The sequence below is a fragment of the Metapseudomonas phytobenefica genome, assembly GCF_043392685.1.
GTDB lineage: Bacteria > Pseudomonadota > Gammaproteobacteria > Pseudomonadales > Pseudomonadaceae > Metapseudomonas.
The window spans coordinates 14,237-26,277 of the sequence record NZ_JBHZGM010000022.1 but is presented as its reverse complement, the minus strand read 5'-3'; the positions used below and the strand labels follow the sequence as shown (position 1 = coordinate 26,277).

At 66.4% G+C, this 12,041-nt stretch carries 11 protein-coding genes; 4 read left to right on the top strand and 7 right to left on the bottom strand.

Going from position 1 to position 12,041, the window contains the following annotated elements; translation table 11 throughout:
* Positions 1–48 precede the first annotated feature (48 nt).
* Positions 49–1,083: a lipase secretion chaperone gene (locus tag ACFW0B_RS17530; protein ID WP_449150283.1), complete on the top strand. Its 1,035-nt coding sequence runs from the start codon at positions 49–51 to the stop codon at positions 1,081–1,083.
* A 45-nt stretch (positions 1,084–1,128) separates the two neighbouring features.
* On the opposite strand, the gene ACFW0B_RS17525 is transcribed toward ACFW0B_RS17530, so the two are convergent.
* Together ACFW0B_RS17525 and ACFW0B_RS17520 are read right to left on the bottom strand one after the other, a co-directional pair.
* Entirely contained in the window at positions 1,129–1,563 is a 435-nt protein-coding gene (locus ACFW0B_RS17525) for a DoxX family protein (protein ID WP_449150282.1), read from the bottom strand.
* A gap of 101 nt (positions 1,564–1,664) precedes the next feature.
* Complete coding sequence (locus tag ACFW0B_RS17520) at positions 1,665–3,086, bottom strand: MltF family protein (RefSeq protein ID WP_449150281.1); 1,422 nt, start codon at positions 3,084–3,086, stop codon at positions 1,665–1,667.
* A gap of 230 nt (positions 3,087–3,316) precedes the next feature.
* Here ACFW0B_RS17520 and ACFW0B_RS17515 point away from each other — a divergent pair, with 230 nt between their 5' ends.
* From ACFW0B_RS17515 to ACFW0B_RS17505, 3 genes are all read left to right on the top strand, one after another.
* Positions 3,317–4,123, top strand: coding sequence for a TatD family hydrolase (locus tag ACFW0B_RS17515; protein WP_449150280.1), 807 nt, complete (start codon positions 3,317–3,319; stop codon positions 4,121–4,123).
* A gap of 106 nt (positions 4,124–4,229) precedes the next feature.
* On the top strand, positions 4,230–5,711 hold the full coding sequence (locus tag ACFW0B_RS17510; protein WP_449150279.1) for a methyl-accepting chemotaxis protein: 1,482 nt from the start codon (positions 4,230–4,232) through the stop codon (positions 5,709–5,711).
* A 195-nt stretch (positions 5,712–5,906) separates the two neighbouring features.
* Positions 5,907–6,266, top strand: coding sequence for a terminase (locus ACFW0B_RS17505; RefSeq protein WP_449150278.1), 360 nt, complete (start codon positions 5,907–5,909; stop codon positions 6,264–6,266).
* 139 nt (positions 6,267–6,405) lie between these two features.
* Here the strand turns inward: ACFW0B_RS17505 and ACFW0B_RS17500 are convergent, their stop codons facing one another.
* From ACFW0B_RS17500 to ACFW0B_RS17480, 5 genes are all read right to left on the bottom strand, one after another.
* Entirely contained in the window at positions 6,406–7,203 is a 798-nt protein-coding gene (locus ACFW0B_RS17500; RefSeq protein ID WP_449150277.1) for an acyl-CoA thioesterase, read from the bottom strand.
* 117 nt (positions 7,204–7,320) lie between these two features.
* Positions 7,321–8,082: a CHAD domain-containing protein gene (locus tag ACFW0B_RS17495; RefSeq protein ID WP_449150276.1), complete on the bottom strand. Its 762-nt coding sequence runs from the start codon at positions 8,080–8,082 to the stop codon at positions 7,321–7,323.
* A 54-nt stretch (positions 8,083–8,136) separates the two neighbouring features.
* The gene (locus ACFW0B_RS17490; protein ID WP_449150275.1) at positions 8,137–10,125 is read right to left on the bottom strand and encodes a transglutaminase TgpA family protein; all 1,989 of its coding nucleotides are present in this window, start codon (positions 10,123–10,125) and stop codon (positions 8,137–8,139) included.
* Positions 10,122–11,069 carry a DUF58 domain-containing protein gene (locus ACFW0B_RS17485; protein ID WP_449150274.1) on the bottom strand — a complete coding sequence of 316 codons (948 nt, stop codon included), beginning with the start codon at positions 11,067–11,069 and terminating at the stop codon, positions 10,122–10,124. Before ACFW0B_RS17485 ends, ACFW0B_RS17490 begins: the two co-directional genes overlap by 4 nt.
* Positions 11,069–11,986, bottom strand: coding sequence for an AAA family ATPase (locus ACFW0B_RS17480; protein WP_449150273.1), 918 nt, complete (start codon positions 11,984–11,986; stop codon positions 11,069–11,071). Before ACFW0B_RS17480 ends, ACFW0B_RS17485 begins: the two co-directional genes overlap by 1 nt.
* Positions 11,987–12,041: the final 55 nt, after the last annotated feature.

Below are 12,041 nucleotides of genomic sequence, written 5' to 3'. Positions count from 1 at the left end.
CCGCGGGGCTTTCGGGCCCCGCATTTCCCTTGCATGCCGAGAGCCCCAGTGAAAAAACTCCTGCTGCTGTTCCCGATTGCCTTCGCCGGCGCCCTGGTCATCCTGCTGCAATGGGGCGGCAAACCAGCCCCGGCGGCATCCAGTGTGGCGCCAGCGGCCAAGACAACCGCGACGCCTACGACCCCGGCGCCAACACCTTCCAGCCAGAGCGAAGCGCTCGCCCCAACGATGCAAGCGCCCGAGGTCAGGGCAATGCCGGCCTCACTGTCAGGAACGCAGGTGGACGGCCGCTTCCACCTCGACTCCGACGGCAATCTGCTGATCACCGAGGACATCCGGCGGATCTTCGACTACTTCCTCAGCATCCAGGGCGAAGAGTCACTGAGCAGCAGCATCCAGCGGCTGCGCGACTACATGGCCGGACAACTGGACGACCCGGCGGAAAGTCAGGCCATGGCGTTGCTCAACCAGTACCTCGATTACAAGCGCCAGCTGGTGCAACTGGAACGCGACATGCCGCTGCTCGCCGACCTGAACGCCCTGCGCCAGCGCGAAGCCGCCGTGCAGGCACTGCGAGCGCGGATCTTCAGCGCAGAGGCGCACCAGGTGTTCTTCGCCCTTGAAGAGGCCTACAACGCCTTCACCCTGCAGCGCCTGGAGATCCAGCGGAGCAGCCTGGATCCGGCGGCCAAGGCCGCTGCCATCGATCAACTGCGCAGCGCACTGCCCGATGAGCTGCAAGCCCTGGCCGCGAGCCAGCTGCAGGCTGAACTGCGGGTCCAGGTCGGCGCGCTCAGGGAAGCGGGCGGCAGCCCGGAACAGATTCGCCAGCTTCGCCAGCAACTGGTCGGCGCCGAGGCCACCATCCGGCTGGAGGCCCTCGACCAACAACGCCTGCAATGGCAGCAGCGGCTGCAGGCCTATCTGAAGGAGAGATCTCGCATCGAAGCCAGTGAGGGACTGAGCCGGGGCGACAAGGCCGCGGCCATCGCCCGCCTGAAAGAAGAAGGATTCAATCCGCAGGAGCGCTTGCGCCTGCAGGCCGCCGCCGAACTCGCGGCGGCCAGGAAAAAGCAGCCCTGAGAACGCAGAAAGGCCCGCCGAAACGGGCCAATCTGCGTACTGGGTTCAGTTGCCCAGGTTGCGGTCCAGGGACAGCTTGCCGGCACCTTCCACCAGCAACGTGGCACTGATCAGGCCGAGGATCATCGCGTACTCGAAACCGCCATTGGTGATGAAGAAACCGCTGGCCCAGTGCACGCTGAAGATCGCCACCACCATCGCGACGATCAGCGCCACCGCGGCCGGGCGCACCAGCAAGCCGATCACCAGGGCCAGGCCGCCGAAGAACTCGGCGCTGCCGGCCATCAGGGCCATCAGGTAACCCGGGGTCAGGCCGATGCTTTCCATCCATTGACCGGTGCCCGCCAGACCGTAACCGCCAAACATGCCGAAGAGTTTTTGCGAACCGTGGGCCATGAAGGTAAGGCCGGTGATGACGCGCAACAGGGTGATGCCATAACCGGCGTTGGTGGCGAGAATGGGTTTGATCGGGTTGCTCATCGAGGTGTTCCTTGCGTTGTGGGAGTAGATGAGCACAAGCTTAGTAGAATTTTTTGATATTAAAATCGGAAAATTCTCAGCGCAAAAATCGAATAATTCGATTATTTACGCCCCTTGGTGACCTTTTTCGAAGGTTCCAGTAGATAACGCTCGCGATCGAAGGCCAGGTAGTACTTGTTCACGCTGTTGACATAGCTGACCACCCCCATCCCGGCCTGCTCGGCGGCAATTCGCTCCACCTGGAAGAACCACTGGTTGGGGTTCAGGCCGCGTCGCCGGGCCTCCGCGCGCATACCCTGGACCCGCTGCGGCCCCAGGTTGTAGGCGGCGAGCACGAAGGCCATGCGTTGGCGCTCTTCCAGCTGGGCGCTGGAGAAGAAGCTGCGCCGCAACATTGCCAGGTATTTGGTGGAAGCCTGCACGTTGTTATCCAGCTTCTGGATATTCCCCACGCCGACGCTGCGCGCCGCCCCAGGGGTGATCTGCATCAGGCCGGTGGCCCCGCTGGCGCCCCTGGCCGCCGGATTGAGGCTGGATTCCTTGTAGGCCAGGGCCGCCAGGTTCAGCCAGTCGAAATCATGCTGGTCGGCGTAGCGCTGCAACACCGGGCGCACACGCTCCAGGCGTTGGCGCTCCCTGCGTCCGAGGGGGTTGTGGACCTTGTAGAGACGCCGGTAGACACGCTGGAACGCCGCATCCTGGTCGTCCGGCACCCGGTACCCGGCCAGGAAGCGGTCGACGCTGGCACGCAGGGTCGGAGCATCCCGGCGAACGAACCAGGTCATGTCGCCTTGCCGGTCCAGCACCAGGTGCTTGTCGAGACGCAGTCTGGGCATCACCTTGGCCCAGCGTTCGGCGATCGGCTGTTCCACCGCCGTCAGCGGATAGATGCCGGCCTGGACCATCTCCAGCACATCCTCCACCGCCAGGGTCGAATCGACCCACTCGATGACGATGGGCGCCAGCTTGCGCCCGGCCAGCCTCTCGTTGACCTGGCGCAGAGCCTCACCGGCGGCGCTACCCACCGGCAGTGCGATGCTGCGTCCGGACAGCTGTTCCAGCCGCTGGTAGCGGCGCTGCCCCTGGCGGCTGACCAGCACCAGCGGCACGTCCTTGCGCAGCGGCGCGCTGGCGCTGACGTTGGCGCCCACGCCCTGGGTCATCAGCTCGCCGGGAGCCACCAGATCGCCCTCGCCGCGCTGCAGCGCCGGGAGGAGCTGGTCCTTCGCCTTGGGGATGAGCTTCAAGCGGATTTCATGCCCGTCGCGGGCGTTGCGGTTGAGGTACTGCTCGAAGGCGCGGATGCGGTGATATTCCACGCCCACCTGTTCGCCCTTGACCTGCCCCGAGCTGTTGCGGCTCTGGTTCACCAGCACCTTGAGCACGCCGCTGCGACGTATCTGCGCCAGGTCACGGGCTTCGGCCGGCTGCTGCCAGACTTCCGGCGGCCCCGCCAGACGCGCGCTCGCCATGGCGGGCAGCAACGCCAGCAGGCAGAGCAGGATCAGCAGCGGTCGCGTCATCGAATCTCCGGGAACAGGGCGAGGCGTCAGCACGCAGGGGCGTCCAGGGCTGCGCCGCGAATCCCTGGCTGGCGAGCGAGGGGCGCGGAGAGTGTCACAGCTTCACCCCAAAATGCCAGCCAAAGCCTGGCATTGACTTCAAGATCTGCCGCCAAGTTCCTGTAAATATGGGCTTTTTTGAATTATTTCGAGCTTTGTTATGCTGCCCTGCTCCAAACCGAGGTAGCACCATGCAACTCATCGACATCGGCGTCAATCTGACCCATCCCAGCCTTGCCCGCGATGTCCGCGCCGTACTGGAGCGCGCCCACGCAGCCGGCGTCTGCCAACTGGTGCTGACCGGCACCAACCTGGAGGACAGCGAAAAGGCCCTGCTGGCAGCCGAGCAGCTGGACGAAAGCGGCCAACGACTGTTCAGCACCGCCGGTGTCCACCCCCATGAAGCGAGCGACTGGAACAGCGATTGCGAGCGCCAGCTGCGTGTACTCCTGGGCGAAGCACGGGTGCGCGCGGTGGGCGAGTGCGGGCTGGACTTCAATCGCGACTTCTCGCCGCGCCCGCAACAGGAAAAGACCCTGGAAGAACAGCTCGCACTGGCCGCCGAACTGGGCAAGCCGGTGTTTCTCCATGAGCGGGACGCCGACGAACGCCTGCTGGCCATCGTGCGGGAGTTTCGCGATCGCCTTCCCGCCGCCGTGGTGCATTGCTTCACCGGCGAAAAGCGCGCCCTCTACGGCTACCTGGACCTCGACCTGCACATCGGCATCACCGGCTGGATCTGCGACGAACGCCGTGGCACCCACCTGCACGACCTGGTGCGCGACATTCCCCGTGGCCGCCTGATGCTGGAGAGCGACGCCCCCTATCTGCTGCCGCGCAGCCTGCGGCCCAAGCCCAGGCATGGGCACAACGAGCCGGCCTTCCTCGGCGAAGTGCTGCGGGAGGTGGCCCTGCATCGCGACGAGAGCCAGGAAGAGCTGGCGCGCCACACCACCGCCTGCGCCCGCGCCTTCTTCGGTCTGCCAGCCGTCGACTGAGGAAGGCTTTGCAGTGCCCACTTGATTCCGATCAAGTTCGGTAGGAAATTTCCGTCAGAAAATGCTGGCACCTTGCCAATACTGTCCGAGTCACAAGAAGAACATCATGGGTAACTGGATTCGCGATATTTCCCTCAGATACAAGTTCTGGGCCGTCAACGCGGTGGCCTTCTTCACTACCCTGCTGCTGGTCCTGCATGCCCTGTTCCTGGAACAGCAGGGCCGCGCCGAGGATGCCCGCGCTGCCGCTGAGGCCCAGGCACAGCTGCTGCGTTCCTGGCCCGCCGGCCAGGCGCTGCCTTCCTCGCCGCGAATCCTCAGCTTCGCTGCCGGCAGCGCACCGCAATTGCCCGGCGGCCAACCCCTGTCCACAGCCAACGGCTGGGTTGCCCTGGAACACGACAGGCTGTTCGGTAACGACCCCATCACCGGCGCCCAGGTTTTCGACCGCGCCGATGGCCAGCGCGTTGCTGTACTGGCCAGCAGTCCAAGCCTGATCCAGATTTTCGGCGCCCGCCTCGTCGACTACGCGATCTCCGTATTCCTGCTGATGGTCGCCCTGCTGGCGGCCTCGCAATTGCTGATCCGCTTCCTGCTCAGCCACCTCAATACCCTCAAGGACGTGATGCTCCACGTCGAACGCAGCGGCGACCTGTCCGCCCGCGTACCGCTGGACAGCCGCGATGAAGTGGGCCAGATGGCCAGCGCCTTCAACGCCATGCAGGCCGGTTACGAGCGCGTGGTGAGCACGGTCGCCCAGGCTGTCGCCCGTCTCGATGAAGGCGCCGCGCGACTGGCCACCAGCATGGGCGAAGTGCGTCAGGGAATGCTCGGGCAGCAGAGCGAGACCGATCAGGCGGCCACCGCCATCAACGAGATGTCGGCCACTGTCCACCACATCGCCCAGCACGCGGCGGATACCCGTGACCAGTCGCAGAATGCCGACCAGCTGGCGGGCGCCGGCCAGCTCGTGGTGGAGCGTGTCGAACAGTCCATTTCCGGGCTTTCCGCCGGCGTGCAGCAGACCGCGGAAATGATCCAGCGCCTGGCCGAGGACAGCCAGAAGATCAGCGGCGTGGTCAACGTCATCCACGGCATTGCCGAACAGACCAACCTGCTGGCGCTGAACGCCGCGATCGAAGCCGCCCGCGCCGGGGAGATGGGCCGCGGCTTCGCCGTGGTGGCCGATGAAGTGCGCAACCTGGCCAAGCGCGTACAGGACTCCACCGACGAGATCACCAGCATGATCACTGCGCTGCAGTCCGGCACCCGCGACGCCGTGGAGTTCATGCGCGAAAGCTCGATCAAGGCCGACGACTGTGTCCAGGCCGCCCATGAGGCCGGCGCCGCCCTGGCCGCCATTACCGGGGCGGTGGCGCAGATGCGCGAGAGCAACACCCAGATCGCCGTGGCCGCCGAGCAGCAGAGCCAGGTGGCCGAAGAAATGACCCGCGCCGTGGTAGGCATTCGCGACGTCACCGAACTCACCGTCGGCCAGACCGTGGAATCCGCGTCCACCAGCAATCAACTGGCGGAACTGGCCAGCGAGCTGTCGCAGGCCATTCGCAAGCTCAAGCTGCGCGCCTGAGCCAGGCCTGCCGCATGTGGCCGCATTGCCGGTAGGAGCTGGCTTGCCAGCGAATGTCCCCTGTTCGCTAGCAAGCTAGCTCCTACATGGCTCAGGCCGAAGAGATCCGGGACGCTATCCGCGCCATAGGAAGAAGGCATTCGCCGGTCCGCAAGGGCCGGACTATGCTGCCGTCATCCCCTCAAGGAGACGGACATGGGCAAGCGACTACCCAACCTGCACGCGTGGCAATGGCGGACCTATTCCGACAACCACCAGCATCCCGCCAACCTCATCCTGCACATCATCGCGGTACCGATCTTCATCGTCTCGGCGCTGAGCCTGGTAAACGGCCTGTTCACCTTCAGCTTCCGCGCACTGGTACTGGGGGTGATCGGCATCCTCGCCTCACTGGCGCTGCAGGCGCGCGGCCACAAGCTGGAAGCCGTGCAGCCGGAACCCTTCAGCGGCCGCAAGGACGCCATAGGCCGGCTCTTGGTGGAGCAGTTCATCACCTTCCCGCGCTTCCTGCTCAGCGGCCAGTGGTGGCGCAACTGGCGCAACAAGAAGCGCTGATTCCCCAAGGTGGATAAAAAAGCGTCATCCCCCTTGTTTCTGTGGAAGCGAATTCATTCGCGATTGAAATCGCTCCGTCTACAGGCAAATCACCTATTTCGCGCACGTAAAAACGTCATTGGCCCTGCGCCTGCATCAGTCAGCCGAATACCACCACCGTCTGCCGGCTCATGGCGACCAGTTCGCCGTCCGGGGTCCACAGCGCGGCGGCGGCATGGCCATAGCCGTCGCGGGCGTGCTCGATGCGCGCGCGGTATTTGCACCAGGCGTGGGTATCCAGCTTCGGCAGCGGTTGCACGAACTCGATGGTCCAGGTCAGGGTGCTGCCCGGCGCGGGGACCGGCAGATGCGGCACGGTCGCCGGTGGCCAGGCATCCACCAGGGCCAGCAGATGGGATTCGGTAATCGCCTCTTTGATCCGGTCGTCACGGAAACGCACCCAGCCGCCCATGTCGCGCTCGCGGCTGTTGGAGAATGGCATGCCGCCAATGGACCAGCGCATGGCCAGGTGACGGGTGAACTCCGGGGTAACGCCGGGAATGAAGGGCAGTTCGACACAGTCGGCGACCGGCTTCATCTCGGGGGCAGGTTCGGCCTCCATCTGCACCACCGACTGGCGCGAGCCGCCGAAACTGCCCTGCAGCAGCGCCACCACCTGGCCTTTCTGCATCACGCGGCAGAACACCTGGCTCACCGCCTTGCCTTCGCGCAGCAGTTCGGCCTCGAAGCTGGCCGGCACTTCCGGCTCCAGCGGGCCGACGAAGGTCGTGGCCAGGGAACGCACCGGCCGCCCCGCTTCGACCTTCGCACGCATGGCTTCGAATGCCAGTGCAGCGACCACACCGCCGAAGGACGCCCGCCCCTGCCCCCAGCTGGCAGGTACCACGATTTCGCCCGGATTGCCGCGAGCCGCCTGGATCAATTCGGAAAAATTCATCTGAAATCCCTGTAGTGAAACGCCCAGGCGGCGATCTTAGGGCATCGCCTCGCCGCCCCGAAAGGCAGCTCGCAGGGCTGCCACGCCAAGGCAGAGGGGAGAACAGCCAAGGCCGGTTCACCCAAGGCGGCGCAGCAACTTCTCCAGCACCCGGTCCGAACGGACTTCGGCGGCATGCATCGCCACCTGCCAGGCACGTACCCGGGGACGCAGGTCCGCCTCGTTTTCCGCACGGGCCAGCCACTGGAAGTGATCGTGCCAGTTGCCCAGGGCAGTCTGCGCCCCCACCAGCAGCTGCCGTGTCCGTGGGGACAGGTCGGCCAGATCCGGGTAGGCGTCCAGGCCATAGCGCAGGCGTTTGATCAGCAGGCGCAGGCGATGGCGGTCATGGTCTGGCGAGCGCAGGGCCTGCACCAGCTGCCGGCGCCTCTTGCCGAGAAACTTCTCGATTTTCTGCCGCAGCCCCGTCAGCAGCCCTTCGCGTTCACACACCCGCATCAGGTGCGGCCAGGCTTCGAGCACCTGCAACAGGTGCGTCAGTTCCGGCGCCAACAGGAACTGCGCGTAGCCGCTGCGCAGCGCCCTCTCGCGAGCCGGGACCAGGCGCTCCAGACGATGGCTGCGCAGTTCGGCGATCAGCACTTCCAGATCGCGCAACGGGCTGCTCAACCTCGCCAGGTCGGCCGCCGCCTGCTCCAGCACGTCCACCGCCGCCAGGCCGCGCAGCGGGCGCAACAGGCTGCGCAATCGCCGGGTCGCCACCCGCAGGTCGTGCAAGGCCTCGTCATCGGTACGCGCAACCAGACGCTCGGTACACACGTGCAGACGAATCTCGAGGGCGATGACCTGAGCGATCAGGTCGTCCAGCATTGCGGCCATCTAAAATCACTCCAGAGATCGGGCCCGGGCGGGCAACGTATCACTCAGCATGGATCATCCACGTACGCCCCGCAGGCGCCAGGGCAACGACTTGCGCAACGCCGTCAGCAAGCGCTGCGGGTCAGCCCCCTGATGGGCAGCATAGCGGCTGGCTTCGAAGGCAGCGGCGAAAGCACGGATCTGCGCGGCCTGCCGGGGCAGCTCGCGACTGGCGCGCTCGGCGAAGGCGCGCGGCCCCTCTCCGATCCGGCGCGACACGCCATGGCGCGCCAGCAAGCGCTCGAACGCCTGGAACTGGCGCAACTGCGGGTCGCGCTCACGGCGCCAGGGCGCGAACAGGAACAGTGCCAGGACTGCCAACAGCACGGCCACGGCCGCCACCAGAGCGACGCCAAGGACACGTCCATCGAGGCCGCCGAACCAGCGTTGCACCAGCTCCACCTGGGCTTCGCCCTGATAACCCAGCACCCAGCGTTGCCAGCCGTAGTTGAGGTTGTCCCAGACCAGGCGCACCTGGTTCAGCCAGGACAGCTGCCGATAGCGCAAGGGAGACAGGGGCGAACCTTCGAGGAAGCTCTGCTCGCCGGATATGGCCTCCTCCAGGCCGCGCTCGATGCGGCTCGGCGCCACCTGGAAGGTGGGGTCGACGCTGATCCAGCCGCGCTCCGGCAGCCAGTACTCCACCCAGGCATGGGCGTCGAACTGGTGCACCAGCACATAGTTGCCGGCGGGGTTGAGTTCGCCGCCCTGGTAGCCGGCCACCACCCGCGCAGGGATGCCGGCGGCGCGCAGGACGAAGGTCATGGCGCCGGCATAGTGGGCGCAGAAGCCCCGCCGGGTATCGAAAAGGAAGGCATCGATGTTGTCTTCCCCCAGAGGCAGCGGCTTCAGGGTGTAGACGTAGGGCTCACGATTGAAATGCGCCAACAGCGCGTCCACCAGTTGCTGCGGGTTCGCATGCTGCCGCTTGAGCTCGGCTGCCCAGGCCCGGGTACGGGGTTCGCCCTGCTCCGGCAATTGCAAGGCCCGGCGCAATGCCGCCGGGTTTCCCGCCGGCTCGCGCACCGCCCCCGGCCAGGAGGTGACCTGATAGAGCAAGGTGCGATCCACCGGCTGGCGTCGTTCCAGGCGGAAATCTGCCCGGCTGCGCACGTCCGGCTCGCGGGTCTCGGCCACATCCAGCCCGAACAGCCAGGGCCGCCCGCTGGGTTGCATGACGATGCTGTAGCGCAGCGGCTGGCCTTCCCTGCGCCAGTCGGCCGCCGGCCCGAACTGGGCGCCCAGGGTTTGCGACCAGCGGCGGCCGTCGAAGCGCTCCAGGGTGAGCGCGCGCCAGTAAAGCTGGCTCACGGGCGGTACCGGGCCTTCGAAGCTGGCACGGAAAGCCAGCTCGGCGGAACGGCTGAGCTCGGCGACGTCCGCCGGGCTCATGGCGTCCGCGAGACCAGTGACGCCCTTGTCGCTGGGCAAGGGCAGTGACCAGAGCGGGCCCAGGCGGGGAAAGAACAGGAACAGCAGCAGCATCAGCGGCGCGGCCTGCAGGAGCAGGCTGGCGGCGGCCTTCAGCGGCACCAGTGGATGCTCCGCGAAGCGGCTCTGCTGCAACCCCACCAGCGCGGCCAGCAATGCGCAGAGGGGTAGCAGGCTGTAGAGGGCCGCGAGCATGCCGTCGTTGAACAGGTACGCGGTGACCTGGGTGAAAAATCCGAGCAGCACCAGTACCAGCGCATCGCGCTGGCTGCGCAATTCCACCAGTTTGAGGATGAACACCGCCACCAGCAGCACGACCGCCGCTTCCAACCCCACCAGCGTCCCACGGGACAGGGACACCCCCAGGGCCACGGCGAGGATGAGCCCGGCCTTGACCATACCGCTCGGGTAGCGGGCACGCATGCGGAAGATCTGGATGCGCCAGCCGGCGCACCCCAGCCACATGGCGATGATCCACAACGGCAGGTGCGGCAGCAGTGGCAGGATCACCAGCACCTGGGCCACCAGCAGCCAGGTCAGGCCGATGCGCGTGATCGGCAGGCTGGCCTTCATCGCGGCACCTCGTACAGGGCCAGGGCGCGCAGGCAGGCTTCGCGGTGGGCCTCCCCGCTATCCGGCGCCAGTTCCTCTCCACCCAGTCGCAGGCCGAAGGGCTGGCCACGGGCTGAGAGCTGCAACACCCAATGGCACAGCAGGCCGAGGCGTTCCTCCAGCCCCCCGCTCACCTGGTCAAGGTCGAGCCAGAGATCACGCCCGGCCAGGGCGGCGAACTCCTTCACGAACAGGCCCTGCCCTCGCGAATAGGCCTTCCAGTGCATGCGCCGGCGCGAATCACCCGGCTGGTAGGCGCGCAATCCCTGGTAGTCGTCGGCTCCCGGGCCAAGCACATGCTGGCCGTCATCAACGTCATCTTCACCCTGCCTCGGCGTCAACGGCAGGTCGCCCTCCAGTGGGCGCGGGTAGACCAGCAGCGCCTGGTCCAGGTCCACCCAGCTCCAGGCCACCAGCAAACCGAGGGGATAGCGGCTTTCGACCCGCAGACGCCTGGGGCGCAGCCAGCCACGACGTTCGGTGGGGAGGTGCAGCTCCACATCGCAGGCGCCCTTGGCCGCCACGTCCTGAACCTGCAAGGGAAAGGGTGGCCAGCCAATAGCGATGGCCTGGTGTTCGCGGCGGGTGCTTTCCAGGGTGACGCGCAAGTGCGCCTGCTCGCCGAGAAATACCGGCGCACCGCCCGCCGCCTTGAGGCTAAGCCCAGAGAGGTTGCGGAAGGTGTGCAGGATGGCCACCAGGAACACCGACAGCAGCAGGAAGGTCAGTCCATAGGCCAGGCTGTTCTGGTAGTTGATCGCCACCAGCAGCATCGGCACCAGCGCCACCCCGAAGGCGACGCCGGCCCGGGTCGGCAGGATGAAGATGCGCCGCTGGTCGAGGCGCACCTGGTTGGCCGGAGGGATGCGCCGGGCCAGCCAGCGATCGACCTGGACCTCCAGCATCAGAGCGCCGGCACTTCGCGCAACAACCACTGCACCAGCGCGCCGCCACCGTGACCGGAGGGATCGGCGCGCTCGCGCAGGCGGTGCCCCGCGACCGAAGGCAGCACGGCCTGGACGTCTTCCGGAATCACGTAATCGCGCCCTGCCAGCAGCGCCCAGGCACGAGCGGCCGACAGCAGCGCCAGGCTGGCGCGCGGCGACAGCCCCCAGGCGAACTGCGGCTGGCTGCGGGTGGCGTCCACCAGGCGCAACACGTAGTCCACCACGGCATCACGGGCGGTCACCTTGGGCACCTCGGCCTGGATCAGCCCCAGTTCGGCATGGGTGAAGATGGGTTCCAGGCGCGGCAGCAGTTCGCGGCGCGACTCGCCCTGGAGCAACGCCTTCTCCGCCGCCCGAGCCGGATAGCCGAGGGACAGCCGCATGAGAAAGCGATCCAGCTGCGATTCCGGCAAGGCGAAGGTGCCGCCCTGGCTCACCGGGTTCTGCGTGGCGATGACGAAGAAGGGTTCCGGCAACGGGCGCGTCGCGCCTTCGATGGTCACCTGCCCTTCTTCCATGGCCTCCAGCAACGCGCTCTGGCTCTTGGGCGTGGCGCGGTTGATCTCGTCGGCCAGCACCAGCTCGGCGAACACCGGGCCGGGGTGGAAGACGAACTGGCCGCTCTCCTTGTCGAACACCGAAGTACCGAGGATGTCGCCGGGCAACAGGTCGGAGGTGAACTGGATGCGCTGGAAGCTCAGCCCCAGCACCTTGGCCAGGGCATGGCCCAGGGTGGTCTTGCCCATGCCGGGCAGGTCTTCGATCAAGAGGTGCCCACGGGCCAGCAGGCAGGTCAGGGCCAGGCGTACCTGCGCCTCCTTGCCCAACAGCACCTGATTCACCGCGTGCAGGCAGGCATCCAGTTTGGTTCGCATTCGTCGCTCCCTGTGCAATGCGACGATGCTACTGGCAGGCCGGCCAACGGCAAAG